The following is a 23,815-nucleotide window of genomic DNA, read 5'->3' on the forward strand; positions in this document are numbered from 1 at the left end:
CGTAGCCGCGTAAGGCTGCGCCGTGTTCGTTGCCCTCACCCCCGCCCTCCTCCTCTTAAAAGAGGAAGAAAATAAGCCTGCCGTTTGGGGTTGTTTACCCTCCCGCAGGAAGCGGGAGGGCGGAGTGAGGCGTGACGCCGCTACTTGTGGTCCGATTTGTACTCGTACTCGTAGTAGCCGTAGTCCTGATAGCCAGTCGCGCGACGGAAGATGGAGTTGAGAATCACCCCCTTCACCTGGATGCCGTTCTGTTCGAAGCGGCTCAGGCTGGTCTGCACTTCTTTCAGGGTGTTCACCGCATAGCGCGCGACCATCAGCGTGGTGCCTGCGTGGCGGCCTACCACGGCGGCATCGGTCACGGCCAGAATCGGCGGCGTATCGATAAGCACCATGTCGTAGTTGGCGCTCGCCCATTTCACGAGTTCCGCAAAACGTTCGCTCATCAGCAGTTCCGACGGGTTCGGCGGCACCTGACCACGCGGCACGAGATCGAAGCCCGGCACAGAGGTTTTCTGCGCGCAGCGGCTGATATCGCCCTGGCCTGCCAGTACATCAGAGAGCCCGTTCACATTGGTGGTGCCGAGCAGCTCATGGGTGTAGCCCTTACGCATATCGCAGTCGATAAGCAACACGCGCTTGTGCGTCTGGCTGATGACCGCCGCCAGGTTGGCGCAGACAAACGTTTTACCGATTGACGGGCTCACACCGGTCAGCATCAGCACATTGTTTGGTGCCTGCATCATGGCGAAGTGCAGACTGGTGCGCAGGCTGCGAATCGCCTCGATGGCGAGGTCGGTCGGGTTACCCACCGCCAGCAGCTGGCTCTGTTTAAAGCGTTTCACGCCTTTAACGGTTTTCACGCTGTCGCGCGATTTCTGCCACTCAGAAAGCGGGATGCTGGCGTACACGTTGATTCCGGCTTCTTCCAGCGCCAGCGGGCTTTCGATACCGCGATTAAACAGCGAGCGGAGCAGCACAATCACGATGGAGAGCAGCAGGCCGAGAATAATGCTGCCAAGCACGATCAGCGCTTTCTTCGGCTTCACCACGCCCGGTTGCGTAATCGCCGGGTCAACGATGCGCACATCGCCCACGGTGCTCGCCTCGGTGATTTTCAGCTCCTGCTGTTTGTTCAGCAGTTGCATATACACCTGCTGGCCCGATTCCACATCACGTGTCAGACGAACGATTTCCTGCTGGGTTTTCGGCATCGCGGTGACGCGGTTATTCAGCTTCGCTTTTTCATCTTCCAGCGCTTTACGTTTTTCGAGCAGCGTGCGGTACGCCGGGTGCGCTTTGGTGTAGAGCTTGGAGATTTCCGCCTCTTTGAACGTCAGCTCATTAAGCTGGGCGTCAATGTTCACCATAGAATCCAGCACCGCTTTGGCCTCCAGCGGCAGGTCTACCGAATCCTGCTGCTGGCGATACGCGTTGAGCTTGTTCTCAGCGACGTCCAGATTCGCGCGCACTTCCGGAAGCTGTTTGGCGAGGAACGCCAGGCTTTTGGCCGCTTCTTCCGATTTACGCTCGATATTCTGCTCAAGGTAGTTGCGGGTGATGCTGTTGAGAATATCGCGGATCTGATCGCGATCTTCGCCCATATAAGTGAGGCTCAGCACGCCGGTGTCTTTCCCCGTTTCGGTGACCGTCAGGTTGTTTTGCAACTGATTGATCATGCCGAGCGTGGAGTATTTGGTGACGGTAAACTCGCTGCCTTCCTGCGCGTGGATCTCGCTCACCACCATTTTCACGCCGTCTTTTCTCAGCGGTTTGCCCACTTCACCGCGGGCGCTAAAGCCGCCGCTGCTGGTGAGCTGATACTGTTTCGGGCCTGTTACCTCGACCGTGAACTCATCATTCGCCATGCTTTTTGGCAGGTCGAACGTGGTCACTTTAAGCGTCTCGTCGGCGCGTCCCATCAGACGCTCCCAGCCTGCGCCAAACAGCGGGAAGGTCTTTTTCTGTACGGCGATGTCGAGATCGAGATCGTCAACGGTTTTGCCGAGCACCAGACGAGACTGGATCAGCTGAATTTCCGCATCCGATGCGGGCGGCTTGTTCTGAAGCGCCGTGCTGATGTCCTGCACCAGCGAGTTGCCCTGATTCTGCTCTATCTGTACCAGCGCGTCGGCGCTGTAGATGGGAGTGGCGAACATGACATAAATCAGCGCGCCCAGCGCGAACAGCGCCGTAATGCCAAGCACACACCAGCGCGCTTCCACTACGGTGCCGACCAGGCGTCCGATATCTATCTCGTCACCGCCCTCCACCGGGGCGGCAGAATGTCTCACTTTTTCAGTCATCGTTATCCCTGCTGCGTTTTCAGTGCCTGCGCCCACTGGCGGGCAGAGTGATCCAGAAGTCCGTAAACCGCTTCAAAGGCGTCCCGGCTCTTACGATACGGGTCGGGAATATCGCGCTGGTCGTCCCAGTGACCGAACAGCATCACTTTGCCGCGCATCTCCGGCGCCATTTCGCAAATCGAGGCGACATGGCGCTTTTCCATCGCGAGGATTAAGTCATAGTCGCGGCACATGGCGCTGGTTATCTGGCGGGCCTCATGGCCCTCCAGTGAGAGGTCATGTGCGGCCGCCACGCTGACTGCGCTGGCATCCGCGCCCTTCCCAACCAGCGCGCCAAGCCCGGCGGACGCGACCGTCACGTCCGGCAGGTAGCGCTTAAGCAGCCGCTCCGCCGTGGGGGAACGGCAGATGTTCCCCACGCAAACCACAAGTATTTTGTTGAACATAGGCATTACCACTTGTGAATGTCGTTAGCTGTATCCGTCATATAACGGACGCCACTGATGGTCGGCAGCAGCTGGTTGATAAGACGGTTCCAGCGCGCCACCGGTGCGGTGGTGACATAGACCACGTCATACGGTTGCAGACGGAATTCCGTCGCCATAATGAGCGACGTCGCGTCAGACATATCAAGCTGGTAGATGTTGGCAATCTTGCCGCCGCGCTGGTTGTCGCCGCGCAGAGGACGGATAACGAAGATGCCGCTCGCGTTAGACGTTGTCAGATCGATGCCTTCGGCCTGGCCGAGCGCTTCGGTCAGCGTCATGCCGCTGAAGTCCATTTTGAGCGTGCTCTGTTTCTTCACTTCGCCCATCACGAAGACTTTCAGATCGTCGTTACGTGGGACGAATAAGATGTCGCCCGGATAGAGCAGATGGTTCTGGCTCAAATCGCCGTTCTGCATCAGCGCCTGCAGGGAGATGCGGCGCTCCTGGCCATTATGGGTCAGCACGACGTTGCGCCAGTCGGCGGCATCCGTCAGGCCGCCCGCGGCGTTGATGGCGTCCAGCACGGTCAGCGGCACGTTGGTAATGGCCTGCTGGCCCGATTTCGCCACCTGGCCTGAGATATAGGCTTTCTGCGAGCGGAATGCGGCGATATTAACGTCCACCTGCGGGTCAGCGATGTACTGCGCTAAACGGCCGGTAATATCGCTGCGGATTTCAGCGAGCGTTTTGCCTGCCACGTGGACTTTACCAATGTAGGGATAGAACATGGTGCCGTCCGGCTGGACCCAGTTACCGGTGTCGCTGGAGCTACGGTACTGGCCCGCAGGCGTGGTGAGTTCCGGGTGATCCCAGACGGTGACGTTCAGTACGTCGCCCGGCCCTACGCGATACTGGTAGTTGGCAATCTCCTGGTCGAGAGACATATTCGGCTGGGCCACATTCGGACGAGGACGTAATTGTTCTACCAGTCGCGGCGTCAGCGGATATACGTTCACCATCCGGTCAAGATCAAAGTCTGCATCCTGTTGCTTGATCACGTCCTTTCCCATCGTTGACATATTGCTGCCGGGAAAAACAGTGCAACCGCTCATCAAGGTTACAGACACCAATAAAGGCATCAATTTCAGTCTGGATTTCATCATTGAATTTTTATCACTTTGGCAGAGTAATTATTCTGACCCTTTAAATAAGCCACCGTACCGCTTGTTCCTGCATCAAGAATGCGGCGTCAGGCGCCAGAATATAACTGGAATCATTCCTAAAAGTCGCTTATTTACCCATATACTATTGACAGAATAATTGAGGCTAATTGACAGACTTCAGGCACGCTACCGCCCTTGGCTTTCAGTTACCAATCTACTGCAAAAACAGACGGTTATATTGACACACCCCTGTGAAGCCTCTTCCAATTGGATTTATCTTATTGAAAGAGACGGTTCATTACGCTGGCGCACTGCTCATCCAGAACGCACAAAGATAAATCCTTGTGTGCCGGTGGGAATAAGAAATGCTGAATGGATTGTTGCAGCTAAAGTTTTACCAGGCAAGTTAACGCACCGTTGCAGTGCTGTTTTTAAGAATAATATGAACGCCCCATTTTATTACTTTTAGGATTTTCTTCATGTTGACAGGCAGGGGCAGTTAAACTACGCAGACATTATAATTAAGAAATATCCGGGTAATATTATTATTTCATTCTTTTTCATTATGACCACAATATGGCATCTGGCTATTAATTAGCATTTATTTGCCATTTTTGGTTAATTTCCCGCCACACTACATCGTTAAGATAATTCTGCCTCGCGTTGCATTTTAAGCGCGACTTATCCAGGATCATCAGACTGCTATTTATCTTAAAAGGTAACTGACCTCATATGGAATGGATTGCCGACCCCTCTATCTGGGCAGGTCTGGCCACGCTGATTGTGCTGGAGCTGGTGCTCGGAATCGACAACCTGGTGTTTATCGCCATCCTTGCTGAAAAACTGCCCCCCGCCCAGCGCGACCGCGCGCGCGTCACCGGTCTGATACTGGCGATGATCATGCGACTCGGCCTGCTGGCCTCGGTGTCGTGGCTGGTAACGCTCACTACGCCGCTGCTGACAATAAAAAGCTTCAGCTTCAGCGCCCGCGATTTAATTATGCTGCTGGGCGGCCTGTTCCTGCTGTTTAAGGCGACCGTCGAACTTAACGAGCGGCTTGAAGGCAAAGACACCGAAAACCCGACGCAGCGGCGCGGTGCCCGCTTCTGGGCGGTGGTGGCGCAGATTGTCATCCTTGATGCCGTATTCTCGCTCGATTCGGTGATTACGGCCGTCGGCATGGTGGATCACCTGGCGGTGATGATGGCGGCAGTGATTATCGCCGTCTCCCTGATGCTGCTGGCGAGCAAGGCGCTGACGCGCTTTGTGAACAATCACCCGACGATTGTGATTCTCTGTCTCAGCTTCCTGCTGATGATTGGCTTTAGCCTGATAGCCGACGGCTTCGGCTTCCATATTCCGAAAGGCTATCTCTACGCGGCGATTGGCTTTTCCATCATTATTGAAGCGCTCAACCAGCTCGCGATTTTCAACCGCCGTCGTTTTCTCTCCACCGCCAACCAGACGCTGCGCCAGCGCACCACGGAAGCGGTGATGCGCCTTATCAGCGGCAAGAAAGAAGACGCCGATCTCGACCCGCAGACGGCGTCACTGATTGCCGATTACGACAACCATCCGCTGTTTAACCGTCAGGAACAGCTGATGATTGAGCGCGTACTGAACCTTAACCAGCGTACCGTCAGCAGTATTATGACCTCCCGCCATGACGTCGAGCATATCGACATCAACGCCCCCGAGGCGCAGGTGCGCGCGCTGCTGGAGCGTAATCAGCACACCCGCGTGGTGATCCGCAGCGACGAGGATGAAGACGATCTGCTTGGCGTGGTGCACATCATCGACCTGCTGCAACAGTCGCTGCGCGGCGAGCCGCTGGATCTGCGCGTGCTGGTGCGCCAGCCGCTGGTCTTCCCGGAAGGGCTGCCGCTTTTAAAAGCACTGGAGCAGTTCCGCAACGCCCGTACTCACTTCGCGTTTGTGGTCGATGAATTTGGCTCGGTGGAAGGCGTGGTGACGTTAAGCGACGTGATGGAAACTATCGCCGGTAATCTGCCGAACGAAGTGGAAGAGATTGACGCGCGCCACGACATCCAGAAAAACGCCGACGGCAGCTGGACGGCCAACGGCCATATGCCGCTGGAGGATCTGGTTCAGTATGTGCCGCTGCCGCTGGATGAGAAGCGCGAATACCATACGCTCGCGGGGCTGATGATGGAGTATCTGCAACATATTCCGGGCGTGGGCGAGACGCTTCAGGTGGGACATTACCAGTTAAAAACGCTGGAAGTGGAACACCACCGCATCCAGAAGGTGCAGATAACCTCGCAGACCGCGCCGCAGGAACTGTCTCCCGGCGCGGCGTAACGCCATAAAAAAAGCGGCCATCAGGCCGCTTTTTTGTGTGAGTTATTGTGTGATAGCTCTTAGAGCTTATCGAGCAGTTTTTTCACATCCTTCGCGTCACTGCTGTCTTTGTGACGCTCGCTCCAGTCACTCAGACGGCGCTTCGCTTCATCCTGCAGATGTTTACGCAGTAACTGGTCAACCTGAAGATTGTAGTTAAGCGCGTTCCACGGGCCGTAAACCCGCAGCGGCACCGGCGTGGTTTTCAGCCACTGCACCAGTTTGTCGTCGCCTTTCCAGCCGTCCGTCACCTGAACCTTAAAGCGTGTGTCGCACTGTTCACGCACCAGATCGAGCGTGCCCTCGCCGCTTAAGGCCAGCAGCGACGATTGCCCCTGCATCTCATCAAGCGTGAGCTCGCCGTGATCCAGCGTCGCGTGCGTGGTGAAGCTGTCGAGCGTGGTGGCGTTGTCGAAATCTTCACGCGCGCTCACGCCGCCGCCGCTGCGCTCCACCGCCTGCTGGATGAGCTGCTGGAAGTTTAGCCCTTCCATGCGGCTGCCCTTGAGCGCGAGCGTCGCCTCGCCTTCCCAGTTTTCACGAAACGCCTGGGCGTCGATGCGGTCACCCTGAAACTTACCGTCAACGCTCATTTTACCGGTCAGCGCGATAGGATAGTTAAAGGCGTGCAGGATATCGCCCACCTCAATCTCTTTCGCGTTAACCGTAAAACGCGCTTGCGGCACATCGTCACGCGCATCCAGCGTTCCCGGCAGCGACAGCTCGCCCGTGCCAAGCTTACCGCTGAGCGCAGAGAGCGTCAGCAGCCCCGCCTGGTTGCGCATCTGCGCGTTCACGTCGCTGAAGGTCAGCCCGCGCCAGCGCACGCTGTCGGCTTTAATCGTGGCGCTGGCGTTGAAACCGCGCAGCCCCGTATAAGGCGCCTCTTCCACTTCATTCGCAATCACCGGGCGCGGGCGCGCATTCTGCTGGCCCTGCTGGGCGACGGCGGTGGTCGTGGCGGCGTCCGGCGCAAGCAGTTTTTCCAGATCGAGCGCGCTGAAATGCAAATCGAGATCCCAGCCCGGCGTGTCGCCAAGCGTCACGCTCCCCTGCCCGGCGAGCTGGCTGTCGTTGGCCTTAAGGTTGAGCGCGCTGAATTCCAGCCGTTTGTCACCCTCAAGCCAGCGGGCCTGGAGCGTGCCGTTGCCCACAATGCCATCGCGCGGCAGATCCGCGCCGCGCAGTTCCCAGGAGAGCTGAGAAACGGTGGCGCTCAGCGTCTGCGGATAGTCGGCTGCATTGAGCGCAGCGCTCAAGGAGAGCGTTAAATCGCGCTGGTCGCGGCTCACTTTGCCGCTCAGCTCAAGCTGCGCGTCGTGATGCTCGTTCTGCTCCATTTGCAGATTGATGTTACGAACGGTGATCTGCTCATCATCTTTATGCTGGAACACCAGCACGCTGTCCGCGACTTTAAGACGGGCGATATCAAACGACCAGCCGTGGGAATCTTCCACCGGCGGCGCGCTGTTTTTCGGCCCGACTGGCGCGCCGGGTTCATGCCGCGCTTCGCTCTGGGGCGTGAGCTGAACCACCGCGCCTTTCAGCATGACCTGACGTACCGAGAGCTGATGCGAGAGCAGCGGAAACAGCGCTACGTCGAGGCGCATGTTATCGGCGCTGACCAGCGGCTGGCTGGCACCCGGCGCGGTGAGACTCATCCGGCCTGAGAGAATGCTGAGCTGCGGCCAGACGTGCCAGCGCAGCGGGCCGTCCAGCCTGAGCTGATAGCCGCTGCGCCGTTCCACCTGGCTTATCATGTAACTGCGAAAATCGTTGGGATTTACCAGCATCACCAGCGCGGAGAGACCGGCGAAAAACACCACCAGTAAGATCATCAGCGTGGTCAGAACTCGTCTCATGGCATCCTCTGCAGACCGGCCCGCGGGCGCTTAGTCTTTGTCTATACGGCTGGCGACAGCACCCTGCTGATCGCGGTATTTCGCATCCTGGCGACGGTTGTAAGGCCGCGCCGCCGGGCCGGAAAGCGGCTCGAAACTGAGCGCGCCTATCAACATGCCTGGGCGCAACGCCAGGGGCAACTTACCTGAATTATAGAACTCCAGCACGATACAGCCCTGCCAGCCTGGATCGATACGGTGCGCGGTCACGTGCACCATCAATCCAAGCCGCGCCAGTGACGAACGACCATCGAGCCAGCCGACCAGATCCGCCGGCAGCGTGACGGACTCATAGGTCACCGCCAGCGCCAGTTCGCCCGGATGCAGGAAAAACGCCTCGCCGTCGTTAAGCACGATTTCATCGCTCATCACGCGATCGAGCGCCGCGCTCACTTCATCTTTCGGGCCGCTTAAATCGATATACGCAGCGGTATGGCCGCGGAAGGTGCGGAATTTATTGCCAAGACGCACATCCACCGTGGCGCCGTTAATGCGCTCCACCGGCGGACGCGGGGTAATCGCCAGTCGGCCTTCATCCAGCCAGGCTTCAATATCTCGGTCACAAAGACGCATTACACTCTCCTGATGTGTTCAGGCTTCCGGCATATGCCGAAAGCCTGAGGGTAACTTCTGGAACGGTACACGCAAAACGCAGCTTATTCAAAGAACTGGCTGATTTTCGCCTTGAGAATATCGATAGCGATGCGGTTTTTACCTCCGCGCGGCACGATGATATCGGCGTACTGCTTGGAAGGATCGATAAATTGCAGGAACATCGGGCGCACCGTTTTCTGATACTGCGTCATCACAGAGTCCATAGAACGGCCGCGCTCGTTGACGTCACGCTTAATGCGACGCATCAGGCAGATATCGAGCGGGGTATCGACGAAAATCGAGAAATTCATCTCTTCACGCAGACGCGCGTCGGTGAGCAGCAGGATCCCTTCCAGAATAATCACCTTTTTCGGTTCGATATGTACCGTCTGCGCGGTACGGGTGTGCTCCACGTAGCTGTAAACCGGCAGCTCGATGGGTTTACCTGCTTTCAGCATTTGCAGGTGTTGAAACAGCAGGTTGTGATCCATCGCGTTCGGATGGTCGTAGTTGGTTTTAACCCGCTCCTCCATGGACAGATGGCTTTGATCCTTGTAATAGCTGTCTTCTGGAATAACACCAATGTGTTCATCACCGACCTGCTCACGCAGCTCCCGATAGAGGGTACTTGCGATAAGGCTTTTACCTGAAGCCGATGCGCCGGCGATGCCGATGATGACGCATTGATGGGACTTGTCAGTCATAAATTAGCGACCTGGTTTACATAATAAAGAGAAAAGGAAGGGTGACGCCGTCGCGTCAGACGCGGCAATTATAGGGATTTCACGAAATTGATACCAGTCGATGCTGCAATCGTGAGAATAAGTGCGCAAATTCTGTCGCACATGGCAGGTGAAAAGCCCTGTTTTTGGCTGCGCAAACAGGGATTAAGCGAGGCGCAAACGGAGCGGTGCGCTTTTTATTATTCACCACAGTTAATTTATGAGCAGACGCCATAGGAATTGTAAATTGTTTGTACTAGCATAACCGAAACATTTTTCCTGATGCGTTCGGGTATTGCACCTGACGGCAATGCCTATGCGGATTATGTGGTAATGATTAAAAAAAAGAACAAGCAGGAACTGGCGGCCACGCCGCATCCTTTGCTGCGCTTAGTCAGTCTTGGCTTGCTGACTTATATTTTTACGCTCTTCTCGCTTGAGCTGACGCTATTCGACACGCTGCTGGCCCCGCTGTGGTTCCCGACCTCCATTATGATGGTGGCGTTCTTTCGCCACGCCCTGCGCCTGTGGGTGCCGATTGCGCTGGTCTGCGGCGCAGGCACGGTGCTCGCGACGCTGACGCTGTTCCCGCCTGGGCACCTTGAGCTTTCGTATACCGTGATAAACATCGTCGAAGCGCTGGTGGGCGCCATACTGCTGCGCAAACTGCTGCCCTGGTATAACCCGCTTAAAAACTTAAATAACTGGCTGCGGCTGGCATTCGCCAGCGCCGTGGTACCGCCGCTGGTGGGTGGCTTATTGCTGGCGGCCATCAGCGAGGGTCACGTGACGCTGCGCCTGGCGCTGGTGTGGATCTTATCGGAAACCATCGGCGCGCTGGCGCTGGTGCCGCTCGGCCTGCTGTTTAAAGCGCGCTATCTGTTGCGCCACCGCAGCCCCCGCCTGCTGGCCGAAAGCCTGGCGACGCTGTGCGTCACGCTGCTGTGCAGCTGGCTCGCGCTCCACTATATGCCGTGGCCATTTACTTTTGTGATTGTGCTGCTGATGTGGAGTGCGATTCGCCTGCCGCGCCTGGAGGCGTTTACCGTCTTTCTCGCCACCGTCATGATGGTTTCTTTCGTTATTGCCACTAACCCCGCGCTGCTAGATTTGCCCCATCAGGGCATGGTGGTCAACGCGCCGTGGCTGCCGTTTTTGATGATTCTGCTGCCCGCGAACGTCATGACCATGGTGATGTACGCCTCGCGCGAAGAGCGCAAGCTGATTACCGAGAGCGAAACGCGCTTTCGCAACGCGATGGAGTATTCCGCCATCGGCATGGCGCTGGTCTCCACAGAAGGCGGCTTTTTGCAGGTCAACAAGGCGCTCTGTAACTTTCTCGGTTATACGCCTGAGCAACTCGCGCACATGAGCTTCCAGCAGCTCACCTATCCTGAAGATCTGCATGCCGATATGGAACAGGTGGAGAAGCTGCTGAACGGCGAAACGAACAACTACTCGCTCGAAAAACGCTACTACACCCGTGCGGGCGATGTGGTGTGGGCACTGCTGGCGGTCTCTATCGTGCGCCAGCGCGACGGCTCACCGCTCTATTTTATCGCCCAGGTTGAAGATATTACCGAACTCAAGCGCACCGAATGGGTGAACAAGCGCCTGATGGAGCGCATCACGCTTGCCAACGAAGCGGGTGGCATCGGCATCTGGGAGTGGGAGCTTGGCACCGACGTGCTCGCCTGGGACCAGCGCATGTTTGAGCTTTACGAAGTGCCACCGCATACGCGCCCCACGTACCAGCTGTGGAAATCGCGGCTGCTGAAAGAAGATGTCGCCCACGCGGAAGCCACGATTCAGGAGGCGCTACGCGCGCGCATGCCGTTTAAACTTGAGTTTCGCATTCAGGTGAAAAACGGTGTTCGCCACATTCGCGCGCTCGCCAACCGCGTGCTCAATAAGCAGGGCGAAGTGGAGCGTCTGCTCGGCGTGAATATGGACATGACCGAGGTGAAACAGCTCAACGAGGCGCTGTTCCAGGAGAAAGAGCGCCTGCATATCACGCTCGATTCCATCGGCGAAGCGGTGATTTGTACCGATGTCGATATGAACGTCACCTTTATGAACCCGGTCGCCGAGAAGATGAGCGGCTGGCGTCAGGAAGAGGCGATTGGTCAGTCAATCCTGACGATTTTGCGCATCACTTTTGGCGATAACGGCCCGCTGCTGGACGATATTCACAGCGGCGAAGCCACGCACGCCGGGACCGGCATTGAACAGGACGTAGTGCTGCACTGCCGCAGCGGCGGTAATTACGATATCCACTATACCATCACGCCGCTCAGCACGCTGGAAGGGGAAAATATCGGCTCGGTGCTGGTTATCCATGACGTGACCGAGTCGCGCAAAATGCTCCGCCAGCTGAGCTACAGCGCCTCGCATGACGCCCTCACCCATCTCGCCAACCGCGTCAGTTTCGAGACGCACCTCAAGCGGTTACTGCAAAGCGTTAGCGACACCCATCAGCGCCACGCGCTGGTCTATATCGATCTCGACCGTTTTAAAGCGGTGAACGACTCGGCCGGACATGCGGCGGGCGATGCCCTGCTGCGTGAACTGGCCTCGCTGATGCTCGGAATGCTGCGCACCACCGACGTGCTGGCGCGTCTCGGCGGCGATGAATTCGGCCTGCTGCTGCCGGATTGCAGCCTGGAGAACGCCCGCACCATCTGCGAGCGCATTGTGGCGGCCATCAACGAATACCCGTTTGTCTGGGAGAGCCGCCTGCACCGCATCGGCGCCAGCGCCGGGATCACGATTATCGACGCCTCGAATAATCAGGCGCAGGACGTGATGTCGCAGGCGGATATCGCCTGTTATACCTCGAAAAACGCCGGGCGCGGCGTGGTTACGGTCTACGAGCCGCACCAGCAACAACTCCACAGCGGCCGCGGCACGCTGACTGCCCAGGAGCAGCAACGCATGATCAATGAGCATCATCATGTCCTGATGGTGCGCCCCGTCGCCTCACCGCGTGTGCCGGAAAGCGCCAGCTTCTGGCTGCTGTCGCTGCGTCTGTGGACCAGCGAAGGCGAAATGATAGAAGAGCACAGCTTCCGCGCGGGGCTTAACGATCCTGAGCTGATGCAGGCGCTGGATACGCGCATGATGACCGATTTCTTCCGGGATCACGCCGCCAGCGTGGCGCAAAAAGGCGTCGGCGTGGCGCTCACGCTTTCCGGCGCGACGCTATTAAACGCGCAGCGTCTCGATGCGCTGCTGGCGCAGCTCGCCGCGAGCCCGCTGCCGCCGCGCCTGCTGCATCTGGTTATCGATAGCGACGTGCTGATGCAGGATGCCACGCAGGCGCGCCGTCAGCTGGCGCGCCTGCGTGAAGCGGGCTGTCGGGTTGTACTGAGCCATATCGGTCGCGAGCTGGAGGTTTTTGAACATCTCTCCGCCTCGTGTGCCGACTACATTATGGTGGCAAGCGATCTGGTGGCCGACGCCCATGCAAGCCTGATGGACGAAATGCTGCTGACGATTGTGATGGGTAACGCGCGCCGCCTCGGCCTGCAAACTATCGCCGGGCCTGCCGACCAGCAGTCGTTGCTGGAAACGCTCGCGAATGTCGGCATCGATCTGGTGTTTGGCGAAACGGTGGCCCAGACGCAGGCGCTGAGCGCGCGTCTTGCCACCAGCTATTTCGCTATTCACTGACTGGCGTCTGCCACGCCGTGGCGTACCAGACGTGCAGGAGCGCGTAGGTGCGCCACGGCTGCCAGCGCGCGGCATAGCGGCGAATTTGCGCAGGCGTCATCGGCGCGAAACGCTGCTTAATCAGATAGTCGTCCGGCAGAAAAATATCCGGTGCCTGCCAGCCGCGCATCGCGAAATAATTTGCTGTCCAGGGGCCGATGCCCGGCAGTTGCGTCAGCGCTTTCACGCCCGCGGCGACATCGGACGGACAGGTGAGCGGAAACCGCCCGGCCAGATGTTCATGGGCGAGCTGGATAAGCGCCCCGGCGCGCATCAGCGGCATGCCGAGCGCTTTCAGCGTCGCAGGCTCGGCGCGCGCCATCTCCTCAGGCGTCGGAAACCGCCAGCCGGTGCCATCTTCAAGCGGCATCCCCACCGCCTGCACCACTTTGCCGGTCAGCTTCGCCGCCATCGCCACGCTCACCAGTTGCCCGAGAATCGCGCGCACGCCCTGCTCAAACACATCCACCGACCCCGGCAGCCGCAAGCCTGGTCTGTCGGCGGCGAGCGGCCCGAGCGTTTCTAGCATGGGCGTCGGGTCGAAACGCAGATCCAACAGCCGCATCACGCGCGACTCTACTTCTTCCGCCACCGGCAGCAGGCCGTCGCTCATCTCAAGCGTCACCGTTGCGTGCGCCGGGTGCGGCGTGACGCTAAACCAGCCCTGATGCCCGCCGATAGCCAGCGTGCGTCGGTAGTGGTTTTCGCTCACCTCTTCAATGCCCGCCACGGCACGATCGCCCAGAAAGCGTAACATCCACGGCCAGTCGTAAGGCGGCTGATAGCGAAGCGTAAACATAGCGTCTCCTTTGTTTTTGATTTCTAAAGCTTAATCGCTACGCCCTTTTTTTGCCTTGCGCAGTTATTCCATTTGCCGCCGACGCGACATTTCGCTAAAGTCGCCCCCCTTCTTCACGGCATGGGGAATATGTGAATGTTTATCGGTTTTGACTACGGCACCGCCAACTGTTCTGTCGCGATGATGCGTGACGGCGTGCCGCAAATGCTGCCGCTTGAGCAGGGCTCGACGCTGCTGCCGTCCATGATTGGCGCGCCGGTGCGCGAGGCGGTAAGCGAATGGCTGTATCGCCATCAGAATGTCGAGGCGAGCGGCGCGGAAACGCAGGCGCTGCTGCGCCGCGCGCTGAGCTATAACCGCGAAGAGAGCATCGACGTGACGCCGGGCAGCGTACAGTTCGGGCTCAGCGCGCTGCGCCAGTACATGGACGACCCGGAAGAGGTCTGGTTCGTGAAGTCGCCGAAGTCGTTTCTCGGTGCCAGCGGGCTGAAGCCGCAACAGGTCGCGCTGTTTGAAGACCTGGTCTGCGCGATGATGGTGCATATTCGCCAGGCGGCTCAGCAACAGGCGAACGCGGAGATTGACCAGGCGGTCATTGGCCGTCCGATCAACTTCCAGGGACTCGGCGGCGATGACGCCAACCGTCAGGCGCAGGGGATTCTTGAGCGCGCGGCGCACCGCGCTGGTTTTCGCGACGTGGTGTTTCAGTATGAGCCGGTCGCGGCTGGTCTCGATTTTGAAGCCACATTGAGCGAAGAGCAGCGCGTGCTGGTCGTGGATATCGGCGGCGGAACCACCGACTGTTCGCTGCTGCTGATGGGCCCGCAGTGGCGCGCGCGCCGCGACCGCGATCAAAGCCTTCTCGGTCACAGCGGTTGCCGCGTGGGCGGTAACGATCTGGATATCGCGCTGGCGTTTAAACAGCTGATGCCGCTGCTCGGCATGGGCGGCGAAACCGAAAAAGGCACCGCGCTGCCGGTGCTGCCGTGGTGGAACGCCTGCGCGATTAACGACGTGCCAGCGCAGAGCGAGTTCTACAGCGCCGCCTGCGGACGCCTGCTGGCGGATTTAGCCCGCGATGCCCGCGAGCCGCAAAAAGTGGCGCTACTGCAAAAAGTGTGGCGGCAACGCCTGAGCTACCGTCTGGTGCGCGCGGCGGAAGAGAGCAAAATCGCGCTCTCGCAGGCCCCGCTCTGCCAGACCGCGCTGCCGTTTATTGAGCCACAGCTGAGCCAGGAAATTACACAGCAGGCGCTCGCGCTGGCGCTCAACCCGCCGCTACAGCGTATCCTTGAGCAGGTGACGCTGGCGCTTGAGGCAAGCAACGAGCGCCCGGATGTTATTTATCTCACCGGCGGCAGCGCGCGTTCACCGCTCATCCGCGAGGCGCTGCAGGCGCAACTGCCAGGCATCCCGGTACAGGGCGGCGACGATTTCGGCTCCGTCACCGCGGGCCTTGCGCGCTGGGCGCAGGTGGTGTTTCAGTAACCGGCGCGGTCAGACGGGGATCACTTTGCTGCCTTCGGGCAGCTCTATCAGTAAAGAGAGCTTGCCGCCCAGCGCTTCGACGTAGCGCTTGAGCGTCAGCAGTTTGATCTCCTTACCGCGCTGCTCGATGGCGGCGATAGCGGGCTGCGTGACGCCCATTATCTCCGCCAGCTGCTGCTGCGAAAACGCCCGCGCTTCGCGAATGCGCGGCAGGCCGTGCTCCAGCGCGATTTCGTCTGCCATGCGCAGGATTTCAGCCTGCCGTTCCGGGGAAAAGCCCGCCATTACGTCATCAAGAGTTTTCATTTCGTCTCTCCATCGCTTGCACATGCAGGAAGAATTCTTCTTCAGCCTGCCTGATTAAGGCGTCATAAAAATGTTTCTGGCTTCGTTTATTGCCTGCGCAGAGCACAACGGCCTGACGTTCAGCGTCAAACGCAAAAAAGACGCGCCAGGGTTCGCCGCCATACTGCACACGTAGCTCTTTCAGGTTGGGATAACGCGAACCTTTCACCGTATCGACCAGCGGGCGTCCGACAAGCGGGCCGGAATAACGTAAGTTCCATAAGAGCGCGGCGATACGATCCTGTAATCCTTCGGGCTGCTGCTGATACCAGTCGTTAAAACGATCGGTAAAAATCACCGTCCATGCCATACCCATCCCTCATAAACTATAGTTTATATCCACAGATAAAACCATACTTTAAGAGAGGTTTTATTCTCTCTCCATCAACGAATTGCGCCTCTGCGAGACGTCTCGTAAAACCTGAGCGATTCAGACAGTTCTAAACGGTGTTTCATATTTCCTCCATCTTTCTGCGGTCAGGGCTGACTAAACTTGTATCATTACGCCTAATCGTTTCAGGAAAAGAAGACGTACTGCTTATGAAAAGCACGGTTAAAAAGCGCGGGTGGGTCATCGCCGGCATCGTGGTCGTGGCGATTGCCGCGCTCCTCTACTGGCGTAACGCCGCCACGGATGCGCCATCAGGTAAAACGACACACGCAGGCGGTCGCGCCGCGATGCGCATGGGCGGCGCACAAGCCCCAGTACAGGCCGCCACCGCGCGCAGCGAGGCGGTGCCGCGCTATCTCACAGGGCTTGGGACTATCACTGCCGCCAACACGGTCACGGTGCGCAGCCGGGTGGATGGTCAGCTAATGGCGATTCACTTTAAAGAGGGCCAGCAGGTAAAAGCGGGCGATCTGCTCGCGGAAATCGATCCGAGCCAGTTTAAAGTGGCACTCGCGCAGGCCCAGGGGCAGCTCGCCAAAGATCGCGCGACGCTTGCCAACGCCCGTCGCGATCTGGCGCGCTATCAGCAGCTTGGTAAAACGAACCTGGTTTCACGCCAGGAGCTGGACGCCCAGCAGGCGCTGGTCAGCGAAACCGAAGGCACGCTGAAAGCCGACGAAGCCGCCGTCGCCAGCGCGCAGTTGCAGCTCGACTGGAGCCGCATCACCGCGCCGATTGACGGGCGTGTCGGCTTAAAACAGGTCGATATCGGCAACCAGATCTCCAGTGGTGATACCACCGGCATTGTGGTGCTGACCCAGACGCACCCGATTGATCTGGTCTTTACCCTGCCGGAGAGCGATATCGCCGCCGTGATGCAGGCGCAAAAGGCGGGGAAAGCCCTGACGGTAGAAGCCTGGGATCGCACTAACAGCACAAAGCTCAGCACCGGTGAGCTGTTAAGCCTGGATAACCAGATAGACGCCACCACCGGCACGATTAAGCTCAAGGCGCGCTTTGCCAATGAGGATGACGCGCTGTTCCCGAACCAGTTCGTTAACGCCCGCATGTTGATTGATACGCAGCAGAACGCGGTCGTGATCCCGACCGCCGCGTTGCAGATGGGCAACGAAGGCCACTTTGTCTGGGTGCTGAACGACGACAACAAAGTGAGTAAGCACACCGTCACGACCGGCATTCAGAACAGCGAAACCGTAGTGATCACTGCAGGCCTTTCTGCAGGCGATCGCGTGGTGACGGACGGCATCGACCGCCTGACCGAAGGCGCGAAGGTGGACGTGGTGGAAGCACAAACGGCCACCGATAACGCGAAGCCTGAACGCGGCGAGCGCAGCCCAACCGACAGCGCCCGCGCAGCCAAAGGAGCGCGTTCCTGATGCAGGTGTTACCTCCGAGCGCCACTGGCGGGCCGTCCCGCCTGTTTATTCTGCGCCCCGTGGCCACTACGCTGCTGATGGTGGCTATTCTGCTTGCAGGCATCATCGGCTATCGCTTTCTGCCGGTTTCCGCTCTGCCGGAAGTGGACTATCCGACGATTCAGGTCGTCACGCTCTACCCTGGCGCCAGCCCGGATGTCGTGACGTCGGCTATCACCGCGCCGCTGGAGCGCCAGTTCGGCCAGATGTCAGGCTTAAAGCAGATGGCTTCGCAAAGCGCGGGCGGCGCGTCGGTGGTGACGTTACAGTTCCAGCTCACGCTGCCGCTGGATGTTGCCGAGCAGGAGGTGCAGGCCGCCATTAACGCCGCCACCAACCTACTGCCGGACGATCTCCCTAACCCGCCGGTCTACAGCAAAGTGAACCCGGCGGACCCGCCAATCATGACGCTTGCGGTCACCTCATCGGCGCTGCCGATGACCCAGGTGGAAGATATGGTGGAAACCCGCGTCGCGCAGCGTATCTCGCAGGTGACGGGCGTAGGCCTCGTGACGCTCTCCGGCGGCCAGCGTCCGGCGGTGCGGGTAAAACTGAATGCGCAGGCGCTGGCGTCGCTGGGCATTGACAGCGAAACCGTGCGCACCGCCATCACCAGCGCAAACGTCAACTCGGCGAAAGGCAGTTTCGACGGCCCGGAGCGCGCGGTGACGCTCTCCGCCAACGATCAGATGAAATCCGCCGACGAATACCGCAACCTGATCATCGCCTATAAAAACGGCGCGCCGGTGCGGCTTGGCGACGTCGCGACGGTGGAGCAAGGCGCGGAGAACGCCTGGCTTGGTGCCTGGGCCAATAAACAGCCTGCGATTGTGATGAACGTCCAGCGCCAGCCGGGCGCTAACATCATCACCACCGCCGAAACCATTCAGAAACTGCTGCCGCAGCTTACGGAAAGCCTGCCGAAATCGGTGCAGGTGAAAGTGCTGACCGACCGGACCACCAATATCAGCGCGTCGGTCAACGACACGCAGTTTGAGCTGATGCTGGCGATAGCGCTGGTGGTGATGATCATCTACCTGTTCCTGCGCAACATTCCGGCGACCATTATCCCGGCGGTGGCGGTACCACTGTCGCTGGTCGGCACCTTTGCGGTGATGGTGTTTCTCGATTTCTCCATCAACAACCTGACGCTGATGGCGCTGACCATCGCCACCGGGTTCGTGGTGGATGACGCCATCGTGGTGATAGAAAATATCTCGCGCTATATCGAAAAAGGCGAAAAGCCGCTGGCCGCCGCGCTCAAGGGCGCAGGCGAAATCGGCTTTACCATTATCTCCCTGACGTTCTCGCTGATAGCCGTGCTGATCCCGCTGCTGTTTATGGGGGATATCGTGGGCCGCCTGTTCCGTGAATTCGCAGTGACGCTGGCGGTGGCGATTTTGATCTCCGCTGTCGTCTCGCTGACGCTGACGCCGATGATGTGCGCGCGTATGTTAAGCCATGAATCGCTGCGCAAACAGAATCGCTTCTCGCGCGCCTCAGAACGTGTGATTAATCGGGTGATTGACCGCTATGGCCAGTTGCTTAAGCGCGTGCTGAACCACCCGTGGCTGACGCTCGGCGTCGCGCTTGGCACGCTCGCGCTGACGGTGCTTTTGTGGATTTTCATCCCGAAAGGCTTTTTCCCGGTGCAGGACAACGGCATCATCCAGGGCACATTGCAGGCGCCGCAGTCGGTCTCGTTCGCCAGCATGGCCGAGCGCCAGCGCGCGGTGGCGGATGTCATTTTAAAAGATCCGGCGGTGGAGAGCCTCACCTCGTTTGTCGGCGTCGATGGCACTAACCCGTCGCTTAACAGCGCACGGCTGCAAATCAACTTAAAACCGCTCGATGACCGTGACGACCGTGTGCAGACGGTGATTGCGCGCCTTCAGGAGGCCGCGAGCCGCGTGCCGGGTGCCACACTCTACCTGCAACCGATTCAGGATCTCACCATCGACACCCAGGTGAGCCGCACGCAGTATCAGTTCACGCTCCAGGCCAATTCGCTGGAGGCGCTCAGCACCTGGGTGCCGAAGCTTATCGCCCGGCTGCAAACGCTGCCGCAGCTGGCGGATGTCAGCAGCGACTGGCAGGACAACGGTCTTGTGGCTTACGTGAATGTGGATCGCGCGAGCGCCAGCCGTCTTGGCATCAGCATGAGCGATGTCGATAACGCGCTCTATAACGCCTTTGGCCAGCGCCTTATCTCAACCATCTATACCCAGGCCAACCAGTACCGCGTGGTGCTGGAGCATAACACTACCGCCACGCCGGGCCTGGCGGCGCTCGACGGTATTCGTCTTGCCAGCAGCGATGGCGGCATGGTGCCGCTCAGCGCCATTGCGAAGGTCGAGCAGCGCTTCGGGCCGCTTACGATTAACCATCTCGATCAGTTCCCGTCGACGACTATCTCGTTTAACGTGCCGGACAGCTATTCGCTGGGCGACGCGGTAGACGCCATCACCCAGGCGGAGGCGGATCTGGCGTTCCCGGCCGAAATAACGACCCAGTTCCAGGGCAGCACCCTCGCCTTCCAGGCGGCGCTTGGCAGCACGCTCTGGCTGATTCTGGCGTCGGTGGTGGCGATGTACATCGTGCTCGGCGTGCTGTATGAGAGCTTTATCCACCCGATTACCATTCTCTCGACGCTGCCCACCGCAGGCGTTGGCGCGCTGCTGGCGCTGCTTATCGCCGGTGCCGAGCTGGATGTCATCGCCATCATCGGCATTATTCTGCTGATAGGCATCGTCAAGAAAAACGCCATTATGATGATCGACTTTGCGCTGGCCGCCGAGCGTGAACAGCGCATGACGCCGCGCGAGGCCATTTACCAGGCGTGTCTGCTGCGTTTTCGGCCCATCCTGATGACCACGCTCGCCGCCCTGCTCGGCGCGCTACCGCTGATGCTCAGCACCGGCGTTGGCGCGGAGCTGCGCCGTCCGCTCGGCATCGGCATGGTCGGCGGCCTGCTGGTAAGCCAGGTGCTGACGCTCTTTACCACGCCGGTAATTTATCTGCTGTTCGACCGCCTCGGCCACGCCGTGCGCCGCCGTCTGCCCGCGCGTGAAGAGGAGGCGTAAGTGAAGTTTTACGCGCTCTTTATCTACCGCCCGGTAGCGACGATTTTGCTCTCCATCGCCGTGACGCTCTGCGGCGTGCTGGGCTTCCGGCTGCTGCCGGTGGCCCCGCTGCCGCAGGTTGATTTCCCGGTGATCATGGTGAGCGCGTCGCTGCCAGGCGCGTCGCCGGAGACGATGGCGTCGTCGGTCGCGACACCGCTTGAACGCTCGCTCGGGCGCATCGCGGGCGTCAACGAAATGACCTCCACCAGCTCGCTTGGCAGCACACGCATTATTCTGGAGTTCAATTTTGACCGCGATATCAACGGCGCGGCGCGCGACGTGCAGGCGGCGATCAACGCCGCGCAAAGCCTGTTGCCGAGCGGAATGCCCTCGCGTCCGACGTATCGCAAAGCGAACCCGTCCGATGCGCCAATCATGATCCTCACGCTCACCTCGGACACCTTCTCCCAGGGCGAGCTTTATGATTACGCCTCGACGCAGCTTGCCCAGACCATCGCCCAGATTGACGGCGTGGGGGATGTCGACGTGGGCGGCAGCTCGCTACCCGCCGTCAGGGTGGCGCTCAACCCGCAGGCACTCTTTAACCAGGGCGTCTCGCTGGATACGGTGCGCAGCGCCATCAGCAACGCCAACGTGCGCCGTCCGCAGGGCGCGATAGAAGACGCCCAGCGTCGCTGGCAGTTGCAGACCAACGATGAGCTTAAAACCGCCGCGGAATATGAGCCGCTGATCGTTCACTACAACAACGGCGCGGCGGTGCATCTGCGCGACGTGGCGACGGTGACCGATTCGGTGCAGGACGTGCGCAACGCGGGCATGACCAACGCCAAACCGGCCATTTTGCTGATGATCCGCAAACTCCCGGAAGCCAATATCATTGAGACGGTGGACCGCATCCGCGCCGCGCTGCCGGAGCTGCGCGACACCATCCCCGCCGCCATCGACATGCAAATCGCGCAGGATCGCTCGCCGACCATTCGCGCGTCGCTGGCGGAAGTGGAGCAGTCGCTGGCGATATCGGTCGGCCTGGTGATTCTGGTGGTGTTCCTGTTTCTGCGCTCCGGGCGCGCGACGCTGATTCCTGCCGTCGCGGTGCCGGTATCGCTTATCGGCACCTTCGCCGCCATGTATCTGTGCGGTTTCAGCCTGAATAACCTCTCGTTAATGGCGCTCACCATCGCCACTGGCTTTGTGGTGGATGACGCCATCGTGGTGCTGGAGAATATCTCGCGCCACCTTGAGGCGGGCGTCAAACCGCTTCAGGCGGCGCTCCAGGGCGTGCGCGAAGTGGGCTTTACGGTGCTCTCCATGAGCCTGTCGCTGGTGGCGGTCTTTCTGCCGCTGCTGCTGATGGGCGGGCTGCCAGGGCGGCTGTTCCGGGAGTTTGCCGTGACGCTCTCGGTCGCCATCGGCATTTCACTGGTGGTGTCGCTGACGCTCACGCCGATGATGTGCGGCTGGCTGCTGAAGGCCAAACCGAGTGAAGAGACCCGCAGTCGCGTCGGCATCAATCGCCTGTTGCTGGCGCTGCAGGGCGGATACGCCCGCTCGCTCGGCTGGGTGCTGAACCACGCCCGGCTGGTCGGGCTGGTGCTGCTCGCCACCATCGCGCTGAACGTCTGGCTCTATATTTCCATTCCGAAAACCTTTTTCCCGGAGCAAGACACCGGGCGGCTGATGGGCGGCATTCAGGCCGACCAGAGCATCTCGTTCCAGGCGATGCGCGGCAAGCTGCAGGATTTCATGAAAATCATTCGCGAAGATCCGGCGGTGGATAACGTTACCGGCTTTACCGGCGGCTCGCGGGTGAACAGCGGCATGATGTTTATCTCGCTCAAACCGCTCGGCGAGCGTACGGAAAGCGCCCAGCAGGTGATTGACCGGCTGCGCAAAAAACTCGCGCGCGAGCCGGGCGCGAGCCTGTTTTTAATGGCGGTGCAGGATATACGCGTCGGCGGGCGGCAGTCGAACGCCAGCTACCAGTACACCTTGCTGTCTGACGATCTGGCGGCGCTGCGCGAATGGGAGCCGAAAATCCGCCAGGCGCTCGCTAAACTGCCGCAGCTTGCCGACGTGAACTCCGATCAACAGGACAACGGCGCGGAGATGAGCCTGGTCTATGACCGCGAATCGATGGCGCGGCTTGGCATCAGCGTGCAGGACGCCAACAGCCTGCTGAATAACGCCTTCGGCCAGCGCCAGATTTCGACCATCTACCAGCCGCTTAACCAGTACAAAGTGGTGATGGAAGTTGACCCGCGTTACACCCAGGATATCAGCGCGCTCGATCAGATGTTCGTGATGAACAGCGAAGGCAAGCCGATTCCGCTCTCGTGGTTTGCGAAATGGCAGCCCGCCAACGCACCGCTGTCGGTTAACCATCAGGGGTTGTCGGCGGCGTCGACCATCGCCTTTAACCTGCCGACCGGCGTGTCGCTCTCGGAAGCGAGCGACGCCATCACCCGCACGATGACCTCGCTTGGCGTGCCGTCGTCGGTGCGCGGCAGTTTCGCCGGTACGGCGCAGGTGTTCCAGGAGACGATGAATTCGCAGGTGATCTTAATTCTCGCGGCCATCGCCACGGTCTATATCGTGCTGGGGATGCTGTATGAGAGTTACGTGCATCCATTGACTATTCTCTCCACGCTGCCGTCGGCGGGCGTCGGCGCGCTGCTGGCGCTGGAGGCGTTCGATGCCCCGTTTAGCCTCATCGCGCTTATCGGTATTATGCTATTGATTGGTATCGTGAAGAAGAACGCGATAATGATGGTGGACTTCGCGCTGGAGGCTCAGCGCAACGGCCAGCTCAGCGCCCGCGACGCCATTTTCCAGGCCTGCCTGCTGCGTTTTCGCCCGATCATGATGACGACGCTGGCGGCACTGTTCGGCGCGCTGCCGCTGATGATTGCAAGCGGCGACGGCGCGGAGCTGCGCCAGCCGCTCGGCATTACGATTGTCGGCGGGCTGGTGATGAGCCAGTTGCTGACGCTCTATACCACGCCGGTGGTCTATCTCTTCTTCGACCGACTGCGCCTGCGTTTTACGCGCCGGGCGAAACCTGAGGACACCCTGACCGCGAGCGAATAA

Annotated in this window: 15 protein-coding genes; 6 read left to right on the plus strand and 9 right to left on the minus strand. The window is 59.4% G+C overall.

The window, feature by feature from the left end; genetic code table 11:
* Positions 1-140: 140 nt before the first annotated feature.
* The 3 genes from wzc to G9X48_RS08260 are packed head-to-tail and all read right to left on the minus strand — an operon-like array spanning position 141 to position 3,894.
* A complete protein-coding gene (gene wzc / locus G9X48_RS08250; RefSeq protein ID WP_038880084.1) occupies positions 141-2,303 on the minus strand; it encodes a tyrosine-protein kinase Wzc in 2,163 nt (720 codons plus the stop codon).
* Positions 2,304-2,305: 2 nt separating this feature from the next.
* A complete protein-coding gene (gene wzb, locus G9X48_RS08255; RefSeq protein ID WP_004386760.1) occupies positions 2,306-2,749 on the minus strand; it encodes a low molecular weight protein-tyrosine-phosphatase Wzb in 444 nt (147 codons plus the stop codon).
* A 5-nt stretch (positions 2,750-2,754) separates the two neighbouring features.
* Positions 2,755-3,894, minus strand: coding sequence for a polysaccharide export protein (locus G9X48_RS08260; RefSeq protein WP_004386759.1), 1,140 nt, complete (start codon positions 3,892-3,894; stop codon positions 2,755-2,757).
* Positions 3,895-4,626: 732 nt separating this feature from the next.
* On the opposite strand from G9X48_RS08260, the gene G9X48_RS08265 reads away from it, so the two are divergent.
* Entirely contained in the window at positions 4,627-6,216 is a 1,590-nt protein-coding gene (locus tag G9X48_RS08265) for a TerC family protein (RefSeq protein WP_046377192.1), read from the plus strand.
* Between the two features lie 59 nt (positions 6,217-6,275).
* Here the strand turns inward: G9X48_RS08265 and asmA are convergent, their stop codons facing one another.
* The 3 genes from asmA to udk all read right to left on the minus strand — a co-directional run bounded on the left by asmA (position 6,276) and on the right by udk (position 9,454).
* Positions 6,276-8,117 carry an outer membrane assembly protein AsmA gene (gene asmA, locus G9X48_RS08270; protein WP_032988320.1) on the minus strand — a complete coding sequence of 614 codons (1,842 nt, stop codon included), beginning with the start codon at positions 8,115-8,117 and terminating at the stop codon, positions 6,276-6,278.
* Between the two features lie 30 nt (positions 8,118-8,147).
* Complete coding sequence (dcd, locus tag G9X48_RS08275; RefSeq protein ID WP_004386756.1) at positions 8,148-8,729, minus strand: dCTP deaminase; 582 nt, start codon at positions 8,727-8,729, stop codon at positions 8,148-8,150.
* A gap of 83 nt (positions 8,730-8,812) precedes the next feature.
* Positions 8,813-9,454 (minus strand): uridine kinase, encoded by a 642-nt coding sequence (gene udk / locus G9X48_RS08280; RefSeq protein WP_004386755.1) that lies wholly within the window; start codon positions 9,452-9,454, stop codon positions 8,813-8,815.
* Positions 9,455-9,754: 300 nt separating this feature from the next.
* Between udk and G9X48_RS08285 the strand changes: the two genes are divergently transcribed.
* A complete protein-coding gene (locus G9X48_RS08285; protein ID WP_072186876.1) occupies positions 9,755-13,144 on the plus strand; it encodes a diguanylate cyclase in 3,390 nt (1,129 codons plus the stop codon).
* On the opposite strand, the gene alkA is transcribed toward G9X48_RS08285, so the two are convergent.
* On the minus strand, positions 13,134-13,982 hold the full coding sequence (alkA, locus tag G9X48_RS08290; RefSeq protein ID WP_038880079.1) for a DNA-3-methyladenine glycosylase 2: 849 nt from the start codon (positions 13,980-13,982) through the stop codon (positions 13,134-13,136). The genes G9X48_RS08285 and alkA overlap by 11 nt on opposite strands.
* A gap of 135 nt (positions 13,983-14,117) precedes the next feature.
* Here alkA and yegD point away from each other — a divergent pair, with 135 nt between their 5' ends.
* Positions 14,118-15,470 carry a molecular chaperone gene (gene yegD, locus G9X48_RS08295; RefSeq protein ID WP_038880076.1) on the plus strand — a complete coding sequence of 451 codons (1,353 nt, stop codon included), beginning with the start codon at positions 14,118-14,120 and terminating at the stop codon, positions 15,468-15,470.
* Positions 15,471-15,479: 9 nt separating this feature from the next.
* On the opposite strand, the gene G9X48_RS08300 is transcribed toward yegD, so the two are convergent.
* Positions 15,480-15,776 (minus strand): helix-turn-helix domain-containing protein, encoded by a 297-nt coding sequence (locus G9X48_RS08300; RefSeq protein WP_004388209.1) that lies wholly within the window; start codon positions 15,774-15,776, stop codon positions 15,480-15,482.
* On the minus strand, positions 15,763-16,125 hold the full coding sequence (locus tag G9X48_RS08305; protein WP_004388208.1) for a type II toxin-antitoxin system RelE/ParE family toxin: 363 nt from the start codon (positions 16,123-16,125) through the stop codon (positions 15,763-15,765). The genes G9X48_RS08300 and G9X48_RS08305 overlap by 14 nt, the downstream gene beginning before the upstream one ends.
* A gap of 230 nt (positions 16,126-16,355) precedes the next feature.
* Here G9X48_RS08305 and G9X48_RS08310 point away from each other — a divergent pair, with 230 nt between their 5' ends.
* Genes G9X48_RS08310 through mdtC form a run of 3 tightly spaced genes read left to right on the plus strand, consistent with a single transcriptional unit; the run spans position 16,356 to position 23,815 of the window.
* Positions 16,356-17,603: an MdtA/MuxA family multidrug efflux RND transporter periplasmic adaptor subunit gene (locus G9X48_RS08310; RefSeq protein ID WP_004388207.1), complete on the plus strand. Its 1,248-nt coding sequence runs from the start codon at positions 16,356-16,358 to the stop codon at positions 17,601-17,603.
* Complete coding sequence (locus tag G9X48_RS08315) at positions 17,603-20,725, plus strand: MdtB/MuxB family multidrug efflux RND transporter permease subunit (RefSeq protein ID WP_038880073.1); 3,123 nt, start codon at positions 17,603-17,605, stop codon at positions 20,723-20,725. Before G9X48_RS08310 ends, G9X48_RS08315 begins: the two co-directional genes overlap by 1 nt.
* On the plus strand, positions 20,726-23,815 hold the full coding sequence (gene mdtC, locus G9X48_RS08320) for a multidrug efflux RND transporter permease subunit MdtC (protein WP_038880070.1): 3,090 nt from the start codon (positions 20,726-20,728) through the stop codon (positions 23,813-23,815).

The sequence above is a fragment of the Cronobacter sp. HA18006 genome (genome assembly GCF_011605445.1).
Lineage (GTDB): Bacteria > Pseudomonadota > Gammaproteobacteria > Enterobacterales > Enterobacteriaceae > Cronobacter > Cronobacter sakazakii.